The following is a 19691-nucleotide window of genomic DNA, read 5'->3' on the forward strand; positions in this document are numbered from 1 at the left end:
TCTAGGGAGAGAGACATGCGACTTACCAAACTGACACTTATGACAACGGCGGCCACCGCCTTGGCATTGTCCAGCCTCGGCGCATCCGCCGATACGCTGCGGTTTTGGACCACCGAAGAACAGCCCGAGCGTTTGGCTCGGCAAGAGGCGATGGCCGCAGATTTTGAGGCCAAAACCGGCCACACGGTCGAGGTTATCCCGGTCACCGAATCCGATCTCGGCACCCGAGCGACCGCGGCGTTTGCTGCGGGTGATTTGCCGGATGTGATTTACCACCCGTTGCAATACGCGCTGCCTTGGGCCGAGGCCGGAATCCTTGATACAGACGCGGCCGCCGACGTGATCGAAGAGTTGGGTGTCGATACATTTGCCCCCGGTGCGCTCGCAATGGCGGCGATTGACGATGGCTATGCCTCCGTTCCGGTCGATGGTTGGACCCAGATGATCATCTATCGCAAAGACCTGTTTGACGCGGCGGGACTTGCCGCGCCGACGTCTTATGCCGCGGTTGAGGCCGCTTTGGCCAAATTGCACAATCCGCCCGAAATGTATGGCTTTGTTGCCGCGACCAAGGTCGACGAAAACTTTATGTCTCAGGTGCTCGAACATGTGTTTTTGGCCAATGGCGTCAGCCCCGTCGGTCCCGATGGGTTCAAACCGCTTGATGTCACGAAAACCACAGAAGTGCTTGATTTTTATAAATCCATTGCGGATGCATCGCCTCCGGGCGATCTCTATTGGGATCAATCGCGCACGCTGTATTTCTCGGGCAATGCCGCGATGATCATCTGGTCGCCGTTTATCCTTGATGAACTCGCAGGCCTGCGCGACAGCGCCCCGCCCACGATCAACGATGACCCAACATCGCCGGAATTGGCCTCTAAAACCGGTATCGTCACCACCTTTTCCGGCCCGTCCAATCCCGATGGCGCGGCATGGGGGGACATTCGGTATTTCGGCATCACCTCAGATGCGTCCACCGACGCGGCGGAAGAGTTCGTAAAATATTCGATGGACGAGGGCTACACCCAAACCCTGTCGATCGCGCCCGAAGGAAAATTCCCGGTGCGGCGCGGCAATGCCGAAGATCCGGAAGCGTTTTCCAAGGCCTGGGCGGAACTCCCGGTTGGCGTCGATCGCAAAGCCCCCTTGGGTGAGCTTTATGCGCAAGACATGATCGACGAAATTGTCGGCGGTTTGGATGTGGCGCAGCGGTGGGGCGTCAAAGACGGCCAGCTCGCATTGGCGTCCAAAATGATCAACTCTCAGGTCATCAACCGCGTTGTGCGCGAATATATCGACGGCAAAGTTGATGCAGCCACCGCCGTGGCGGAGATGAACAAAGAGCTTGGCGCAATCGAATAAGCGCCCTCTTTGCTCTCCTGCGGGGCGGTAGGATCGCCCCGCTTTTTCTTACACCGGACACGGGGTGACACCATGTCGGACATCGGACCTCCGCGCGGGGCCGGGCCATTGGCTCGGACCGAGGCGCGCCTTGCTTGGGGGCTTTTGGCCCCAACCATCACCGCCGTTTCTCTTGTGGTGATCCTGCCGCTTTTGGCGATTTTCTGGATTTCGGTCAAACCCGTCTCGCTCTCTGATCTGCGCGCGCCGGAGGCCATTGTGCGCGAGGATTTGCGTGGCAAACCCAGCGTGGCGGGGGATGAAGCGACGTTGCGCTACCGTTTGCGCAACTCCTCTCCCAAATCTGAAATCACCGGGGTCACGCTTACCGATAGCTGGCCTGTAGGTCTGAGCATTGTGGGTGATCTTGATCCGCGCTGTACGGTTTCGGACGCGATGCTGCGTTGTGATTTAGGCGATTGGGAGGGCGGCTTTCGTGACACATTGACCATCCCCGTGGTGACCGAACAGGCGTTTTTTGACCAAGCCACCGACGTTGAGACCAGCCCCGTTGAGGTTGACGGCAAAGCCTCCTTTGTCCTCACCAATGGCGATTTCACACTTAAGAATTTTGTATCCGTCTTTGACGGAGGCGAATTCTGGTCGGTGTTGGGAGTGACCTTATTTTACACCATCTTCGGCACAGTGGGCGCGATGATCATGGGGCTGTTCGCCTCTCTTTTGCTCAATCATTCGTTTCGTGGCCAAGGCATTTTACGTGGGTTGTATCTGTTCCCCTATGTGGCGCCCGTCATCGCCGTGGCCTTTGCGTGGATTCTTTTGTTTGATCCGTTCTCGGGGTCTGCCAATGCGCTTTTGATCCAAATGGGCGTCACCGAAGGCGCGATAAATTTCTTTGGCGAGCGGCCCTTGGCGCTGATCATGGTCACTTTGTTTGAGATTTGGCGCTATTTTCCACTGTCGTTTCTGTTCATTTTGGCGCGGATGCAATCCATCCCGACCGATATGTATGAGGCCGCCGACATGGACGGCGCGTCACCGTTTCAACAGTTTTGGTATCTGTCGATGCCGCAACTGTTGGGCATTCTTTCGGTGCTGTTCCTGTTGCGCTTCATTTGGACCTTCAACAAATTCGACGACATTTTCCTTTTGACGGGTGGCAATGCTGGTACGCGGGTTTTGACCGTCAATGTCTATGAACAGGCCTTTGCCGTCTCCAACATCGGTGCGGGGGCGGCGGTGGCCGTGGTGATTTTCGCCTGTCTTTTGTTGTTCTCCGTGTTCTTTTTCAAAGTCATCTCAAAGGAGGAAGGGCTATGAAAATGCTCCGGTTCGGATCTCTCACTGGCCCGCTTCTGGGCGCGCTTTGGACCTTTGTCCTCGCTGTCACGGTTGCTGTGGCGATGAGTTTTGCCACAGGCGAGGCCTTTCGCCCGTCGCTGTTGTGGTCGCTGCTCTTTGGTGGTCTCACCGGGTTTGTACTGGTTGGACGGGGTCATATGCGTGTTGTCGTGGCGGCTCTTTGCATCGTCTATTTTGCGGTTCTCAGCCTCGGCATAGGCCCGGTTTTGACTGGAAATGTCTCCCTGGTCGCGCGTCTTGCGGCAGCGCTGTTTTTGGGCGTTGGGATCGGTTGGCCGATGGTGCGTTTTGTCGAAGACCTCCCAATGGGCACGCTCACGCGGCATGAATTCGAGGGCGCTGTGATCATGGCGCTCAAAGGGTTCGGCTATATTTTCTTCACTGCCATTGTGGTCATTCCCTTCTATGTCATGGTGATGACCAGCCTCAAAAACCAATCGCAGCTGATGCAAAATCCGCTCGATTTCTCGATTGATCTGTCTCAGGGCTGGGGGCTGTTCCGCTCCTATACCGAGCTGATGACAGAGTTCAATTTCGGCTCTTACATGTGGACGTCTTTCTACATTTCGGTGCTCACAGTTCTGATCACCTTGGCCTTTGCCATCCCCGGCGCCTATGCCGTGGCGCGGCTCCGGTTTCGTGGACAGGTGGCGTTTTCGCGCTCTATCTTGTTGATTTACATGGTACCGATGATCGTTTTGGCGCTGCCGATCTACATCGGCTTTTCGATGATGGGTCTGCGCAATTCGATCACCGGCATCGTGATGATCTATCCGGTCACGACCATCCCGGTGGCGCTTTACATGCTCCAAGGCTACTTTCGCGGCCTGCCTGCGGAGATCGAAGAGGCGGGGTTGATGGACGGTCTGTCGCGGCTTCAGGTGATCTGGAAAATCACCCTGCCGCTCTCACTGCCCGCGCTCGCCTCGGTGTCGCTTTACGTCTTTATGATCGCCTGGAACGAATTCCTTTTGGCCTTCATGCTCTTGGATGATCCATCCAAATTCACCCTCACGCGCGGCATTGCCTCGCTCAACTCGTCTGAAATTCCGCGTCAACACCTGATGGCTGGGTCGGTCATCGCGACGGTGCCGATCATGGCGCTGTTTTTAGGCCTGGAAAGATTCATGACCAAAGGCCTTACGGCAGGGAGTGTCAAAGGATGACATCGGCAATCGAAAACCCCCTTGATCAAGCGGCGCGCGATGTCCTTTTGGGCAATGATCGCGGCGGCTACACCATCCCAACGGCGCGGCTTTATCCCTATCAATGGAATTGGGACAGCATGTTTTCGGCCTGGGGTTATGGCACGTTTGATATGGCGCGCGCGTGGCAAGAGGTTGATCTTTTGTTTTCCTCTCAATGGGATACGGGCATGGTCCCGCATATTATTTTCCACAATCCCGACCCGGATTACTTCCCCGGACCGGGCGTGTGGGGCGCAACGCAGACGCCGCCGACCTCTGGGATTTCGCAACCGCCCGTGGCTGCTACGTTGATTTTGAAACTCTACGAGATGGACCCAAAAGCGGGCCTGCCGCATCTCAAAACCCTCTACCCAAAGCTGGTCGCGTGGCATGCGTGGTGGATGCGCGAGCGCTGCAAAGATGGGCCGGTGGCGATCATTCATCCGTGGGAATCCGGGCGCGACAATTGCCCGGATTGGGACATTGGCATGGAGGGGGTGCAGATCAATGAGGACGATCCTTACACCCGGCGCGACACTGGCCATGTGAACGCCGACGAGCGCCCATTGAAATGGGATTATGACCGCTATCTCGCGATCCTGGCCTTTGGCCGTTCGGTTCATTGGAACGATCGCGCGATGTATGAGGACGGGCCGTTTTTGATGGCCGATCCCGGCATCACCTTTGTGCTGTTGCGGGCTTTCTCTGATCTGATCGAAATTGGCCGGATCTTGGGCGAAGACACCGCCGATTTGAGCGCGCAACACGACCAGCTTCGTGAGGGAGCTTCAAAGTTATGGAACGCCGAGAAAGGGTGGTTTGACGCCTATGATCTGCGCACGGGCCAGTCCGCCAATGTGCTCGGGTCCGGCGCATTTCTGGCCTATTTCGCGGGGGTGTCTCGTCCGGCGTTGGATGCGCATTTTGCCCGGATTTGGGACAAGGTTGCCTTTGGTGTGCCCTCTGCCGACCCGGAGTCGGAGCGCTTTGATCCAAGGCGGTATTGGCGCGGGCCAACGTGGCCGGTGGTCAATTCCCTGATCGCCATGGGGCTGACCGACATGGGGCGGAACGAGGCTGAAACGCGCCTGCGCAATGAAACCGCGGCTTTGATCGAGGCGGGCGGATTTTGGGAATATTATGATCCGATGGACGGCACGCCCTGTGGCGGCGCGTCCTTTGGCTGGACCGCCGCGATTTGGCTGACATGGTGCGGCAAGGACCGCGCGGCAGTGCAAACGGCAGGCAAGGAGACAGAGTAATGGCGAGTATTGAACTTCAGGCCGTCGAAAAATGGTTCGGCACTATTCAGGTGATCAAAGGCGTTGATCTTAAGATCGAAGAGGGCGAATTCATCATTTTCGTCGGGCCTTCGGGCTGTGGCAAATCCACCCTGTTGCGGATGATCGCAGGATTGGAAGAGACCTCGCGCGGCAAGATTTTTGTCGGTGATCGCGATGCCACCTCGGAGCCACCCTCCAAACGCGGCCTTGCCATGGTGTTTCAATCCTACGCGCTCTATCCGCACATGTCGGTGCGTGACAATGTGGGTTTTGCGCTCAAAGCGGCGGGTGAGCCGAAAGAGGTGATCGCCCAAAAGGTCGATGAGGCCGCACATGTGCTCAAGCTGACCGATTACATGGATCGGCGGCCCAAAGACCTTTCCGGCGGTCAACGACAACGCGTTGCCATCGGGCGGTCCATCGTGCGCGACCCGACCGCGTTTTTGTTTGATGAACCACTGTCCAATCTGGATGCCGCGCTGCGGGTCGAGATGCGGTATGAATTGGCGAAACTGCACCGCTCACTGGCTTCAACGATGATTTATGTCACCCATGATCAGGTTGAAGCCATGACTTTGGCCGACCGCATCGTTGTCTTGGAAGCGGGTAAAATTGCGCAGGTCGGATCGCCGAAAGAGCTATATGAACGCCCCGGAAACCTGTTCGTGGCGCAATTCATCGGCTCGCCCAAAATGAATGTGATCCCGGCCACCGCCGTAGGACTGGGCGAAACCGCGAAAGATTTTGGCGTGCGCCCCGAACACATCACCATCGTGCCCGCAGGGCAAGGCGACATCGACGGCGTGGTCGATGTGGTCGAATATCTGGGGGCCGACACCTATGTCATCATCGACATCGAAAACGGCGCAGGCCAAATGACCATCCGCGATCTGGGCGATGCGGCGCATCAACCGGGCGAAAAGGTTGGCCTTAAATTCGCCGAAGGCCGCACCCATCTGTTTGACGCAGACGGGCTTGCCATTCGCTAAGGTGCCCGCGGCCTGGCACCCCTACTCGTCCTTGGCGAGAGGGGCGGTCTCGGTGCGTGCCGCTGCCCAGCGATTGAGCCAGGCTAGGCCCGCCAGAGAAAGTCCCAAGAACAGCAATGAGAAGATGCGGATAAGACCCCCGAGGCCGCTGATATCCAGGAAGAAAACCTTGGCCACAGCAAGACCGATAAACACCAGTCCGGCTTTACGGAGCGTGGCATTGGGGCGAGCGAGGGATTGATAAAACACGCCCGCGCCGATCACCAGCAAGGCAACGGTGTAGCTGTAGAGTTCAGGTTGATCCATTCCGGGCCATTCCATGCCCGTGGCACCGCGCCAGAAATGGCGGATCGTCAGAACCAACCACAGCCCGGCAAGGGCCAAAGCGGCGCCAAGGAATGCCATCTTTTGTGGCTTTGAGATCATGCGCAAATGCCATGTTCCGGCGCCGAGGGCGAGGGCTGGCAACAGGTAGGCCGGGATCAGTGTGTTGAAAATTTTCGGTCCCAAAATGAGGTTGGCATAGGAGTCGAACAGCGGGTTTGAAACGGTGATTGCCAGCAGGACAAGGAAGCCGCCGAGCAACACAAAGAGGCTCCCAAGGCCGAGCCGAACCATGGCAAAAGCCCCGCCGATCTGTACCCGGTGCAGTTGCGCCATGCCCAGCACGATCCAAATCGTTGCGCCGATGCCAAAGGCCCAATGGCTGTCCACATCATTCACGCCGCTCAGGCTGACGATGGCGCGATAGAGCAGGATCGACACAAGGATGCCGAGTGAGGAAAACACGGCGCTTTCCAACAGGATCATGGCGTTTTGACGCTGTGCGGCTTTCACCAAAACATAGGACACAGCAAAGGCCACAACCGCACCGCCATGGGACAAAAGCATATCCGCAAGCGGGGCCTCAATCGCCCAGTCCTTGCCCGGATCGATGACCAACCGATACCCAACGAAAACAACGCCCGCAAGCATGTAGAGGCTCATCAGCGGCAGGTTGAATTTCCGGTCCAGCCACGCCGCCGCGACAATCGTCAGGGCGATGGCGGTGGTCAGGGCGCTGGAGCTGAACATAATGATCATCGCAAAGGCGATACAGGCTAAGGCGGAGAGGATAGCAAAGGACATGCGCTCACGGTGCTCGGGGCCGTCAGCGTGGGCAAACCGTTCCGCCATGCCGACCATGACCGCGCCAATGATCATCGCATGTAGGGCCCAAGCGTAAGTGCCCAGTTTGTCGGCGGGGTGCCAAAACACCTCCATTGCGATGGCCAGAGCGGGGGCCAAGGTTGCGGCCCCCAGGGCGACAAACATCTGTGCCGGACCGTTTTGCAGTGATCGCCACGCGCCAGCGATGGATAGCAAAAGCCCGATGGCCACGACGATACTGGCCATAAGGGACATCTGCGGCGCCTGAAAATCAGAGCCTAAGTCTTGCGATAATTGCCACAGCCGCGCGTTTGAGGCGACAATCGCAACCGACGCCCCCGCGGGTAGAATGGCCAAGTCCACAAGTGCGGGGGCTTCGCGCGCCCAAATCAGGACCGCGAGCGTGAGCAGGGACAGCATGGCCACAGCCGTCCAGAACAAATCGACATGGGTGGTTTCAAGTGCGGCAAAGAGAATGAGGCCGCTTGATGTGAGGACCGAACCGCCTGCGAGGCGTACGGGAAATTCGGGCCAAGCGATGTCGGTTTCTCTGGAGAACACGGTCAGGCTGAGCAGGGTTCCGGTATGGTCTGGCATCCATTTGCGCACGGGAATGGCAATCGCGATCACCGCCAAGACTGCGCAGTACATCGTGAAATAGAGCGGCACCGGCCAACCGGCTGCGAGCATCAACATCGTGCCCGCGCCAAACCCCGCGACCAAGGAGATGACCGACACCCACGCCCAGCGGCGCAGGGTGTCAATGGACAGCCCAACGGCTGAAATGATGAAGAAATACAGCAACAAGAAGGACGGGGTGTCAGAGGCTCCGCCGATGACAAAGGGCGCGATCATCGCCCCAATCACACCGACAGCGGCCAAAAACGGTCCGTAAAACCACCCTAAAATCAGGGCCAAAGCCCCAACGATTGCCATGCCAATCAACGCCACTTCTGGGCCGATAAAATTGTACAACAGGCGGGCCGCAAGCACGGAGGCGAAGAGGGTGACGATCCCCGCGCCCGAGAATGTCGATGGCAAATAGGCCGTGCTGCTGCTTTCATCATCGCCGTGACGCCGACGAATATATTCACCGGCCGCGACCAAAGCTCCACCAAACACAAAGGCGGCGGTGATCCGCACGGCGGGGGGCAAAAGGCCCTGCTCCACACTGTAGATCACAAGGAAAATACCGGCCAACGCCAAGGATAAGGCCGAGGCCACGTAGAACCAGTTCTTCGTGAGCCATGTGACCAGAGCCTGCACGTTGTCCGCGTTAAAGACCACCGCTTGCGACGGGGCTTCGGGGGTTGGTTCGGTCTGAACTTGGGCTGTGGTGACTGTGTCTGTTTTTGGCTCGACTGAGTTTTCTGGGTCCGGCGGTACGTGTGAGGCCGTGGGCGCGAGATCATGGGGCGCAGTCGCTTGGATCAAGGTGGCGCCCTTGCCGTCATGCAGCCGCGTTTCAAGAGCTGTGAGGCGCTTTTTCAAATTGGCGTTAGAGATCAAAAGATACACAACGGCGATCGGCGTTGCGGCAACCAAAACAGCAAGAATAACAAGCAGAGCTTCCAAAGACCCATTCCACATATGAAAAACATCATAGTGTTTGAGCAGAGCTTTTTATGAAAGTCTAGACCCGTGGCGGGTCAAGCTGACGAGGCGGGCCTTACCCTGTGTCGCGATATTGGACCCAGCCCTGATATGCTCGGGCGGTTGATGTTGGATTTGACTTGGGAGGGATGGTGGCGGTGCAGGGACTCGAACCCCGGACACGCGGATTATGATTCCGCTGCTCTAACCAACTGAGCTACACCGCCGAAGTGCCGCGTAGTTAGTCGGTCGGGCGCAGGGGGTCAAGAGGGAAATTGCGCCAGATCCCGAACAAATTGTGCATTCCAATCGCGATCTGATTTTTGCGACCTGTGGGCTCTATGCCTCTGTCGGCTTGTTGCTTGGGAGATGATCCAATAGGTTCGCCCTAAGGACGACAATCAGGGCGGGATTTCGACGGATGGGCGCGGCACAGTGGGAGTTTTGGATTGATCGCGGCGGCACGTTTACCGATGTCGTCGGGCGCGCACCGGATGGGACATTGCACACCCATAAGCTGCTCTCCAACAATCCCGAGCGCTATGTCGATGCGGCGGAACAGGGCATTCGCGATCTGCTTGGCCTGAGCTTTGACGACACGATTCCCCAAGGCCGCATTCGCGCCGTTAAAATGGGCACGACCGTTGCCACCAACGCGCTTTTGGAGCGCAAAGGCGAGCGGGTTTTGCTTCTTATGACCGAAGGGTTCCGCGACCTTTTGCGGATCGGCTATCAAACCCGACCCGATCTGTTTGCCCTTCATATCAAGCGGCCCGATCTTTTGTACGAACAGGTGGTCGAGGTTCCCGAACGCCTTGATGCCAATGGCTGTGTGGTCACGCCGCTGGACGAAGAGGCCGCACGCGCCGCCCTGCAAGCGGGTTATGACGCGGGGTTGCGCGCGGTTGCCATAGCCTTTTTGCACGCATATTTGAACCCCGATCACGAGGCCCGCGTGGCCGAGATCGCCCGCGCCATTGGTTACACCCAAATCTCCACCTCGCATGAGGTGTCCCGCCTCGCCAAACTGGTGTCGCGTGGCGACACCACTGTGGTTGACGCCTATCTCTCACCCATTCTGCGCCGTTATGTCGATCAGGTCGCATCGGCACTTTCTTTAGGGCACGCCTGCGAACGGCTGTTGTTCATGCAATCGAACGGCGGTCTCACCGACGCGGCGCTGTTCCAAGGTCGCGATGCAATCCTGTCCGGCCCGGCGGGCGGCATTGTTGGCATGGTGCGCACGGGCGAGGCGGCGGGGTTTGATCGTCTCATCGGCTTTGACATGGGCGGCACCTCCACCGATGTGTCCCATTATGCGGGGCTCTATGAGCGCTCTTTTGAGACCGAAGTCGCAGGCGTTCGAATGCGCGCGCCGATGATGGATATTCATACGGTTGCGGCGGGCGGTGGCTCGATCTGCACCTTTCGCGATGGGCGGTTTCAGGTCGGCCCAGAGTCGGCGGGGGCCGATCCGGGGCCTGCCTCGTATCGGCGTGGCGGGCCACTCACGGTCACCGATTGCAACGTCTTTTTGGGCAAGCTGTCGCCCGATCATTTCCCGCCTGTCTTTGGCCCGGATGGCACTGAACCGCTTGATTTGGCAGCCACCCAGCGCGGCTTTGCGGCCCTGACCCAAGAGATCAACGCGGCCACCGGACAGTCGCTCAACCCGGAACAGGTTGCCGAAGGTTTCCTGAAAATCGCGGTCGATAATATGGCCAATGCGATCAAGAAAATCTCGGTCGAGCGCGGCCATGATCTCAGCGATTATACTTTGCAATGTTTCGGCGGCGCGGGCGGGCAACACGCCTGTCTCGTGGCCGATGCTTTGGGCATGACGCGGGTGCTGATCCACCCGTTTGCCGGCGTGCTTTCGGCCTATGGCATGGGCTTGGCTGACATTCGCGCCTGCGGGAGGCACAGGCGGATTGTCCGCTCTCGAACCTTGCTCCGGCTGAGGCCATAGTCGCTCGGTTGCGGGCCGAAGCAGAGGCCGAAGTCGCCGCCCAAGGCCTGTCGAACATCCGCATTCTGACCCGGGCGCATCTGCGCTACACAGGCTCGCATCAAACCCTCGATGTGCCGTTTGGCGCCGCATCAGATATGACCCAAGCATTTGAAGATGCGCATAAATCGCGTTTTGGTTTTGCGCCTCCGGGCCGTGATCTCATCCTTGACATGATTGCCGTCGAAGCCATCGGTGACACTGGCGAAGCGCCCACACCGCAGCCGATGCCGACAGATGCCGTCAGAGCCAAAGCGCATGTCACGGTTCGTGCCGAAGGTTGGGGTGAGGTGCCGCTGTATGATCGCCAAACTTTGCCCCAAGACAGCGTCATCATCGGTCCTGCTGTCGTTTCAGAACCAACCGGAACCAATCTCGTCGAACCCGGTTGGGCGGCGCAGTTGGATCGGTTCGGCAATCTCATTTTGACCCGCGACACCGCCGCCACGCGCATGGCTGCCGTGGGCACAGACGCCGATCCGATTCTGCTCGAGGTCATGTCGAATTTGTTCATGTCCGTGGCCGATCAAATGGGCGCGACCTTGGCCAACACCGCATGGTCGGTGAACATCAAAGAGCGATTCGATTTCTCTTGTGCCATCTTTGACGCGCAGGGTCATTTGGTCGCCAACGCGCCGCATGTCCCGGTGCATTTGGGGTCGATGTCCGACAGTATCCAAACCGTCATGCAGCTCAACCCGGATGTGGCGGAAGGCGACGCTTTTGTACTCAACTCCCCCTATCGTGGCGGCACGCATTTGCCCGATATTACCGTGGTCACGCCGGTGTTTTTGGACGGTGAACCCGCGTTTTGGCTCGGTTCGCGCGGCCATCATGCCGATGTCGGTGGGCGGACCCCCGGCTCGATGCCGCCCGACAGTCGCAGCCTCGAAGATGAAGGCGTCGTGATCGAAAACACGCGCCTGCTCAAAGGCGGTGTGTTCCAAGAGGCGCATCTTCGCGCAATCTTGGCCTCTGGCCGCTACCCGGCTCGAAATATAGACCAAAACATCGCCGATCTTCAGGCCCAAGTGGCCGCCAATGAAACCGGAAAACGTGCCTTGATGGGGGTGGTGTCGCGCTACGGCGCGGCCACCGTCACCGCCTATATGCAACATGTCCAAGACAATGCCGAAGCCTCTGTGCGCGCCGTGATTGACCGGCTCTCGGACAGCTCCTTCACCTATCCAATGGACAGCGGTGCGCAGATCCAGGTGGCCATCTCGGTCGATCGCGGCACCCGTTCCGCCATCGTCGATTTCACCGGAACCTCGCCGCAACAAGAGGGTAATTTCAATGCGCCTCTGTCGATTTCGCGCGCCGTGGTGCTCTATGTGTTTCGCACACTGGTGGGCAAAAATATCCCGCTCAATGAGGGGTGCCTGACGCCATTGACGATCAAGGTGCCCGAAGGCTCGATGCTCAACCCGCGCACCCCCGCCGCCGTGATCGCGGGCAACACCGAAGTGTCGCAAGCCGCCTGTAATGCGCTGTTCGGCGCGCTCGGCGTGATTGCCGGATCACAAGGCACGATGAACAATTTCGTCTGGGGCAATGCGCGGTTTCAGAACTACGAAACCATCGCGGGCGGCACCGGGGCGGGGCCGGATTTTGACGGCTGTGACGCGGTGCAAAGCCATATGACCAACACGCGGATGACCGATCCCGAAGTGTTGGAATCGCGCTTTCCGGTCCGGCTTTTGGAATTCTCCATTCGTCAGGGATCGGGCGGCGCGGGGGCGCATCACGGTGGCAATGGCGCGGTGCGGCGGATGCAATTTTTGGAGCCGGTGACGGTCACAACGCTGTCCTCGCATCGGGTTATTCCGCCTTTTGGCGTGGCGGGGGGCGCGCCGGGGCAAGTAGGTCGCAATTGGGCCGAATTGCCCGATGGCATCCGCGTCGATTTGCGAGGCAACGATGAAATTGATCTTCCCGCAGGCGGAATCTTCGTCATGGAAACGCCGGGGGGCGGGGGCTTTGGGGCATAGCGGCGCCGCTGTTTTCAGTGTAGAAAAATACTCCCGGCCAAGGCATCCTAAGGGGCCCGACCATTAGCCGCGCGTCACCACCCAAGGTGTCTCGAACACATGTTCTTCCAAATTCGGCGTCTCACCGATGCGGTCGATCACGGCGAACAACCCATTGCCCGCGAGCGGCGTCAAAACCCCGTGCCATGTGCCCCGGTGAAAATTGATCGCTTGGGTGCCATCCGTCAGAAACGCTTTGGGCGTGGTTTCCGGCCCGTCAGAGACGATCACTAAAAACGGATCGTCCGACATCGGAATGAACGCTTGCGATCCCTCGGGATGTCTTTCAATCAAATCAAACGTATAGGGCAGAGCGCGCAGATCGGCTTTGAAGATCGAAATGCCAACACGGGCCTCCATTACGTCGACCTTGGCGCGATCATGAAATCGCCCACATTTGCCTGCGTTGATCAGTTTGTCGGGTGCGCCGCGGGCCTCCAAGACATCGCCGTAGGGGGCAAAGGCTTTGGCCGTCAAAGGCGTTATGGTGATCTTGCGGTTCATCAGCGATGACCGGCAAGTTCAAGAGAAACGTGGCGGTTCACATCTTTATAGAGCAGATAGCGAAACGGCGCGTCGCCTGTGGCAATACAGGCTTGCGGGCAAAAGGCGCGCAACCACATGAAATCACCGGGGCCGACCTCGACCCAATCTTTGTTCAACAAATATTTAGCTGTGCCCGAGAGCACATAAAGCCCGTGTTCCATCACATGGGTTTCGGCAAAGGGAATGCGGCCACCGGGCAGGATATTGACGATATTGACATGGAAGTCATAGCGCAGATCGAAAGGGTCGAAAAACCGCTGTGTCGCCCAAACGCCATCGCAATCGGGCATCTCGCTTTTGGGGACGTCGGTTTCGTGCACGGTGAAGGCTTCGAGCGGATTGAGGCTTGCGATATGTTCGAACCGTTTGCGGACCCAGTGAAAGCCGCAGGGGGTTTCGGAGGTATTCCAAATCTCCCAAACCGCACCTGCGGGGATATAGGCGAAATGTCCCGCCGTGAGGGTTGAGCGCGCTCCGCCGATCGAGAGACGCAGCTCGCCAAAGGCCACAAAGATCACCGCCTGGGCCAAACGATCCGGTTCAGGCTCAGAGGTGCCGCCACCAGGAGCCAATTCGACCGCATATTGGGCAAAGGTTTCGGCAAAGCCTGTCATCGGGCGCGCCAAAACCCACATGCGCATGCCGTGCCAGCCGGGTAGAAAGCTGGTGACAATATCGCGTTGCACAGAGGCGGGGATGACCGCGTAAGCCGGTGTAAAGATCGCCGTACTTTCGGGGGTTTCACTTTGAGAGGGCAAGCCGCCGGGGGGGAAGGCGTAAGTCATTCAGGGTGTTCCATGGTGCTAAACAGGTCGACCAGACGGTGCCAAGCGATGCGTTCGACTTGGGCGCAGGCCGTAGAGAATTCGGTGTCACGTGAGTGCTCCAGACGGGTTTTGAACGCCGCAAGGATGCTGTCTTTGGTATTGTCTTTCACGGCGATGATAAAGGGGAAGCCGAATTTTTCGGTGTAGTCCGAATTGAGGCGTTCGAATGTGGCGCGTTCATCGTCGGTCAAGGCATCCAGCCCGGCGGAGGCTTGTTCTGCCGTGCTTTCCGCCGTGAGGCGTTTGGCGGCGGCGAGTTTCCCGGCGAGGTCCGGGTGCGCCGTCAAAACGCCGAGCTTTTCCGTCTCAGAGGCCGAGCGGAACATGCGAAACAGCGCGGAATGGATGCCGACAGCGCTGTCATGAGCGGGCCCGAGTTCCAGATCAAACGCACGTTCGGCAATCCATGGGGAATGCTCATAGATGCTGCCAAATGTGCCAACGAAATCTTCGCGCGTCATTTGACTTGGACGGGGCTTGCGGCTGTGCGGATGGGTCTTGGCCCAATGCCGCGCAATGTCGATGCGTTTCGGTGTCCAAACGCCATCAAACCCTTGGATATAGTCGATAAACTTCTTAAGGCCCGCGAGTTTGCCGGGGCGGCCGATCAGGCGACAATGCAACCCGATGCTCATCATTTTCGGCGTCGCCTCAGAGCCTTCGGCATAGAGCACGTCAAAGGCGTCTTTGAGGTAGGTATAGAACTGTTCGCCGGTGATATAGCCGGGAGCCGTGGCAAAGCGCATGTCATTGGCCTCAAGCGTGTAGGGGATGATCAGTTGATCCCGTGTGCCGACCTCGATCCAATAGGGCAAGTCGTCATCATAAGTGTCAGAGATATAGTCGAATCCGCCTTCTTCGGCGACCAAACGCACGGTGTTTTCCGAACACCGCCCGGTGTACCAACCATTGGGCCGTTCGCCCGTGACCTCTGTGTGTAGCCGGATCGCCTCGGCAATGGCGGCGCGCTCTTCGGCTTCGGGCATGTCCTTGTGTTCGACCCACTTGAGGCCATGCGAAGCGATTTCCCAACCCGCGTCTTGCATCGCGGCAACCTGTTCCGGGCTGCGGGCCAAAGCGGTGGCGACGCCGTAAATCGTCACCGGAATTTTGGCCCCGGTGAACAAACGATGCAGCCGCCAAAACCCGGCCCGCGCCCCATATTCATAGATGCTTTCCATGTTCCAATGGCGCTGTCCGGGCCACATGGCGGCTCCAGCAATATCGGACAGAAACGCCTCAGACGCGGCATCGCCATGCAACACGCAATTCTCGCCACCCTCTTCATAGTTCAGCACAAATTGCACAGCCACTTTCGCGCCGCCGGGCCACTGCGGATCGGGCGCGTTGGCCCCATAGCCCTGCATATTTCGGACATAACGCGGCGGATATTTTTGCATTTTGAGAGGCCTTCGTGAATTTTGACTAATTGGTAGGCTTTCGCTTGTTTTTTCTACGTTTACCGTCGGGGAAGTGCAAAAGATTGATTGCCCTTTCCTTCATCATAGGCCAGCCTTTTTGAGAAACGCATTGAAAATGAGCAAGAAACACATGACTTCCGGGTTTTTGACCACCCATGTTTTGGACACGGCGCGCGGTGTTCCGGCTGCGGGTCTGACGATCAGATTATATGACTTGGGCGGAGGTGACCGCAAGCTTTTGGCGGAGATGGTCACCAATGCGGATGGTCGAACAGACAGTCCGATCCTGCCCAAAGAGTCGTTTTCAATCGGAACCTATGAGCTGATCTTTTTGGCGGGTGATTATCTGCGCGCCTCAGGGCAGGGCGGGGAAGAGCCGTTGTTTTTAGACATTATTCCGATCCTTTTCGGTGTCAGAGATCCAGAGTCGCATTACCACGTGCCGTTGTTGTTATCACCTTTTGGCTACTCAACATATCGGGGGAGTTGAACGCATGTTCTTGGCGATTTTTTGGGAATGGGCCGAGTTCGCCTTGCGGTGGGTTCATGTGATCACGGCGATCTCGTGGATCGGCTCGTCGTTTTATTTCATCGCACTGGATTTGGGCTTGCGCCCCTCCACGGATCGCCGCCAAGGCGTGTCTGGCGAAGAATGGCAGGTCCATGGCGGCGGCTTTTATTTCATCCAAAAATACATGGTCGCGCCGGCGCGCATGCCCGCCGATCTGATCTGGTTCAAATGGGAAAGCTATGCGACATGGCTGTCGGGCGTCGCCTTGATGTTCGTGGTCTATTATCTGGGGGCCGAGCTCTATCTCGTTGATCCCAATGTGCTCGACATGCCGCTTTGGGCCGGGATAGGGTTGTCTCTGGCCTCTTTGACGATTGGTTGGATCGCCTATGATTTTGTCTGCAAAAGCAAATTTGGCGACGACAACACCCGGTTGATGCTGTTTCTCTATGTTGTGCTTGTGATCATGGCGTGGGGCTATACCCAAGTGTTTTCAGGTCGCGCCGCCTTCCTGCACCTTGGGGCGTTTACCGCCACGGTGATGACCGCCAATGTGTTCTTTATCATCATCCCGAACCAGAAAATCGTGGTCAAAGATTTGGTCGAAGGCCGCACGCCGGACCCGAAATATGGCAAGATCGCCAAGCAACGCTCAACCCATAACAACTACCTCACCCTGCCAGTGTTGTTCATGATGCTGTCGAACCACTATCCGCTGGCCTTTGCGTCGAAATACAATTGGATCATCGCGGCGCTGGTGTTTTTGATGGGGGTCACGATCCGCCATTTCTTCAACACCATGCACAAACGCGGTGGCATGTTGTGGTGGACCTGGGGCCTGACGGCAGGGTTGTTCGCGGCGATCATGTGGTTGTCGACGGCGGGGATTTTCCTTCAGGACAAAGAAGATGGCGACGAGGCCGCCGTGTTTGGCCCGGCAGCGCAGAGGTTCGCCAGTGCCGAAGGTTTTGAGGATGTGCATGACATCGTGTTGGGCAACTGCTCCATGTGTCATGCCCGCGAACCCGTGTGGCAGGGCATGGCCTCGCCGCCCAAAGGGGTGCGGTTGGAAACCTCGCAAGAGATCGCGACGATGGCGAAAGAGATTTGGCTTCAGGCTGGCGTTACCCATGCCATGCCGCCGAACAATCTGACCTATATGGATGACGAGAGCCGCGAGATGATCCGCAAATGGTATGAGGCGGGGCTGGACGGTTAGTCTTTCGAAAACCGCCAGAGGGTCTCTTGGGCATAGGTCTCACCGGGACGTAAAATCACCGAAGGAAACGTGGGCTGGTTTGGCGCATCGGGCCAGCGTTGCGCTTCCAAGGCCACACCACAAAACCCTACCTCGGGCACGTCGCGATGACCGGAGAACGTGCCACTGTCAATCGGCGCTGCGTCAAACACCTGTAGCCCCGGCTCGGTCGTCTCCATCACAAGGGTCACCCCGGTTTCGCCTTTGAGAATAGCGGCCTGTTTCATCTCGCCGGGCTGATCCGAGAGGCAAAAATTGTGGTCATAGCGTTGGGCGTCCGAGGGCCGCAAAACCCGTCCCTCACGCAGGTCAAACCCAGTGCCCACCACATCACACACCCCTGTTGGAATCATCCGGGCATCGACCGGCGTATAGCGATCCGCGTTGAGTTTCAGCCAATGCCCCTCGGTGGTGGCGCGGCCATCCAGTGACCAATAGGAGTGGTTGGCGATGTTCATAAAGGTCGGCGCGTCGGTTGTGGCCGATAGGCGCAGGCGCAATGTCGCGGGGGCTTCAACCTCGTAACGAGCGGTGATCTGGCGCGTGCCGGGAAAGCCGCCTTTGCCGTCGGACAGGGTGAGCGTCAGCGTGACCGAATGGTCTGTGTGATCGGCAATCTGCCAAATCTCGGTGTGCATCCCCTCGGTGCCACCGTGCAGCGTGGTCTCGCCCTCATTGGCGTCAAAGGTCAACACCTGCCCATCGAGCGTGGCAGAGGCCCCCGAAATCCGATTGGCCACAGGACCGACCAAAGTGCCAAAATAATCCATCGGCCCACGGTCATAAGCGGCCAGGTCGTTGGACCCAAGCGTCAACCCATAGGGCACGCCTTGGAGACGGACATCATTGAGGATCGCCCCAAAGGTCAGGATTTTGGCGGTTAAATCGCCTGCGCTGATCGTGATGGCGTCCACCGGACGCCCCGCTTTCGTTGTGCCAAAGGGCGCAATCATCCAAATGCCTTCCTGAAAGCCGCGTAAAGCCCTGCACGGACCATTTCTGTACGGTCATAGACGGTGATCATGGCATATTGCGCGTCCAAGGCCAGCCTGTAAGGTGCGCGCAGATCGGCATCGCCAATCAGAGCAATCGGTTGACCCAGCCAATAGGGCCGCGTCGCCGCCAGTTCCGCCCCGATCAAAAGGCCAAGTGCCGTGGCGCGCGCGCGCGCAGGGGCGAGAGCGCCCAAATAGGTTTCGGCCTCGAGCGAGGCGATGCGGTAGCTGACCTGTTCGGGCCGCGACATTGCATCCGAGACGGCATCCGTAAAGACCGCTTGGTCCAAGGCCTCGCCGGACAGGAGCGTGTCAAAACCTGCCTGCTGTGTCAGCCCGGTCATGATCAGCCCGGTTGCGACCGAACGAAACGACACGACCTCTTCGGCCGAGATATGCGCCCACACCGTCATGCGCGCACCGGGCAGGCATAAAACGCCATCGAATTTTGGGTTCTGGGCCACAAATCCAGCAATCGCCGCCTCCATGCCAAGGGTCACATGGCGGGGCTCTTGTTGGGACAGGGCCGGGAAATACAGCGGCGAGGTGGCGGAAAAATGCTCCGGCATCGCCAAACACGGCACCGGACGGGGCGCATGGGCAAAGCGGCCAGCGCCCACGATCGGTGTGCTGGCGGGGATGGCCCAGCCCTGCAAAATCGTTGCGAGCACGGTGTCAAACCCGGCGGTGTCGGTCGGGGCCTCTGCCTTGGCCTCGGCCAAAACCGATCCCTCGGCGTTCATGCCCCAAACGGTCAAACCGAGCGCGGTCCAATCGACGGCAATCCAGTCTGGCGTGGTCATTGTCATCCCCATGCTTTTGCCCTTGATCTCAGCGTTAGCGCGCAGAGCGATAGGGTGCAATGGTGGCGGACTAGCTTTTCAGTTCTGCCGGATATCCCGCCGCCTTCAACGCGGTGAGAATGGCCTCATCACCCGCCTCGGAAAACACGTCAATCTCGCGCGCGTCCATATCGACGGAGATTTCAACTGTGTCGTCCACGGCCTCAAGCGCTTCGGTGATCGCGGCTTTGCAATGGCCGCAGCTCATATCGGGGACGGAAAAGACAGACATTCATTTGACCTCGTGCAGAAGGGAAAGAGGGATAGGGCGCTATGTCACGGCGTGGTGCCTTGCCCTCATGGTATCAGACTCTTACTTAACCTC

14 protein-coding genes, 1 tRNA gene and 1 pseudogene are annotated in these 19691 nt (G+C 58.3%); 8 read left to right on the forward strand and 8 right to left on the reverse strand.

The window, feature by feature from the left end:
* The first annotated feature begins 15 nt into the window (after nucleotides 1-15).
* The 5 genes from C8029_RS12485 to C8029_RS12505 all read left to right on the forward strand — a co-directional run bounded on the left by C8029_RS12485 (nucleotide 16) and on the right by C8029_RS12505 (nucleotide 6186).
* The gene (locus C8029_RS12485; protein ID WP_152002995.1) at nucleotides 16-1365 is read left to right on the forward strand and encodes an ABC transporter substrate-binding protein; all 1350 of its coding nucleotides are present in this window, start codon (nucleotides 16-18) and stop codon (nucleotides 1363-1365) included.
* A 72-nt stretch (nucleotides 1366-1437) separates the two neighbouring features.
* Complete coding sequence (locus C8029_RS12490) at nucleotides 1438-2685, forward strand: carbohydrate ABC transporter permease (protein WP_152002996.1); 1248 nt, start codon at nucleotides 1438-1440, stop codon at nucleotides 2683-2685.
* Nucleotides 2682-3893 carry a carbohydrate ABC transporter permease gene (locus C8029_RS12495; RefSeq protein ID WP_009572471.1) on the forward strand — a complete coding sequence of 404 codons (1212 nt, stop codon included), beginning with the start codon at nucleotides 2682-2684 and terminating at the stop codon, nucleotides 3891-3893. Before C8029_RS12490 ends, C8029_RS12495 begins: the two co-directional genes overlap by 4 nt.
* Nucleotides 3890-5176 (forward strand): MGH1-like glycoside hydrolase domain-containing protein, encoded by a 1287-nt coding sequence (locus tag C8029_RS12500; protein ID WP_009572472.1) that lies wholly within the window; start codon nucleotides 3890-3892, stop codon nucleotides 5174-5176. The genes C8029_RS12495 and C8029_RS12500 overlap by 4 nt, the downstream gene beginning before the upstream one ends.
* The gene (locus C8029_RS12505; protein WP_009572473.1) at nucleotides 5176-6186 is read left to right on the forward strand and encodes an ABC transporter ATP-binding protein; all 1011 of its coding nucleotides are present in this window, start codon (nucleotides 5176-5178) and stop codon (nucleotides 6184-6186) included. Before C8029_RS12500 ends, C8029_RS12505 begins: the two co-directional genes overlap by 1 nt.
* A gap of 21 nt (nucleotides 6187-6207) precedes the next feature.
* Here C8029_RS12505 and C8029_RS12510 read toward each other — a convergent pair whose 3' ends face one another.
* Both C8029_RS12510 and C8029_RS12515 read right to left on the reverse strand, forming a co-directional pair.
* Nucleotides 6208-8910: a DUF2339 domain-containing protein gene (locus C8029_RS12510; RefSeq protein WP_152002997.1), complete on the reverse strand. Its 2703-nt coding sequence runs from the start codon at nucleotides 8908-8910 to the stop codon at nucleotides 6208-6210.
* Between the two features lie 168 nt (nucleotides 8911-9078).
* Nucleotides 9079-9155 (reverse strand) — tRNA-Met (locus tag C8029_RS12515).
* A gap of 194 nt (nucleotides 9156-9349) precedes the next feature.
* On the opposite strand from C8029_RS12515, the pseudogene C8029_RS12520 reads away from it, so the two are divergent.
* A pseudogene (locus C8029_RS12520) lies at nucleotides 9350-12927 on the forward strand (hydantoinase B/oxoprolinase family protein).
* 63 nt (nucleotides 12928-12990) lie between these two features.
* On the opposite strand, the gene C8029_RS12525 reads toward C8029_RS12520, so the two are convergent.
* The 3 genes from C8029_RS12525 to puuE are packed head-to-tail and all read right to left on the reverse strand — an operon-like array spanning nucleotide 12991 to nucleotide 15739.
* Nucleotides 12991-13470, reverse strand: a complete 480-nt coding sequence (locus tag C8029_RS12525; RefSeq protein ID WP_009572476.1) for an ureidoglycolate lyase — start codon at nucleotides 13468-13470, stop codon at nucleotides 12991-12993.
* On the reverse strand, nucleotides 13470-14297 hold the full coding sequence (locus C8029_RS12530) for a bifunctional allantoicase/(S)-ureidoglycine aminohydrolase (protein WP_009572477.1): 828 nt from the start codon (nucleotides 14295-14297) through the stop codon (nucleotides 13470-13472). Before C8029_RS12530 ends, C8029_RS12525 begins: the two co-directional genes overlap by 1 nt.
* The gene (puuE, locus tag C8029_RS12535) at nucleotides 14294-15739 is read right to left on the reverse strand and encodes an allantoinase PuuE (protein ID WP_009572478.1); all 1446 of its coding nucleotides are present in this window, start codon (nucleotides 15737-15739) and stop codon (nucleotides 14294-14296) included. Before puuE ends, C8029_RS12530 begins: the two co-directional genes overlap by 4 nt.
* A gap of 151 nt (nucleotides 15740-15890) precedes the next feature.
* On the opposite strand from puuE, the gene uraH reads away from it, so the two are divergent.
* Together uraH and C8029_RS12545 are read left to right on the forward strand one after the other, a co-directional pair.
* On the forward strand, nucleotides 15891-16250 hold the full coding sequence (uraH, locus tag C8029_RS12540) for a hydroxyisourate hydrolase (protein WP_152002998.1): 360 nt from the start codon (nucleotides 15891-15893) through the stop codon (nucleotides 16248-16250).
* A 4-nt stretch (nucleotides 16251-16254) separates the two neighbouring features.
* Nucleotides 16255-17490 (forward strand): urate hydroxylase PuuD, encoded by a 1236-nt coding sequence (locus tag C8029_RS12545; RefSeq protein WP_009572480.1) that lies wholly within the window; start codon nucleotides 16255-16257, stop codon nucleotides 17488-17490.
* On the opposite strand, the gene C8029_RS12550 is transcribed toward C8029_RS12545, so the two are convergent.
* From C8029_RS12550 to C8029_RS12560, 3 genes are all read right to left on the reverse strand, one after another.
* The gene (locus C8029_RS12550) at nucleotides 17487-18482 is read right to left on the reverse strand and encodes an aldose epimerase family protein (RefSeq protein ID WP_152002999.1); all 996 of its coding nucleotides are present in this window, start codon (nucleotides 18480-18482) and stop codon (nucleotides 17487-17489) included. The two genes, C8029_RS12545 and C8029_RS12550, sit on opposite strands and share 4 nt — an antisense overlap.
* Nucleotides 18479-19327, reverse strand: coding sequence for a 2-dehydro-3-deoxygalactonokinase (locus tag C8029_RS12555; RefSeq protein WP_040402454.1), 849 nt, complete (start codon nucleotides 19325-19327; stop codon nucleotides 18479-18481). Before C8029_RS12555 ends, C8029_RS12550 begins: the two co-directional genes overlap by 4 nt.
* A gap of 70 nt (nucleotides 19328-19397) precedes the next feature.
* On the reverse strand, nucleotides 19398-19598 hold the full coding sequence (locus C8029_RS12560) for a heavy-metal-associated domain-containing protein (protein ID WP_009572483.1): 201 nt from the start codon (nucleotides 19596-19598) through the stop codon (nucleotides 19398-19400).
* Nucleotides 19599-19691 lie beyond the last annotated feature (93 nt).

It is taken from the genome of Roseobacter sp. TSBP12 (assembly GCF_009129705.1).
GTDB classification, from domain to species: Bacteria; Pseudomonadota; Alphaproteobacteria; order Rhodobacterales; family Rhodobacteraceae; genus Celeribacter; species Celeribacter baekdonensis_A.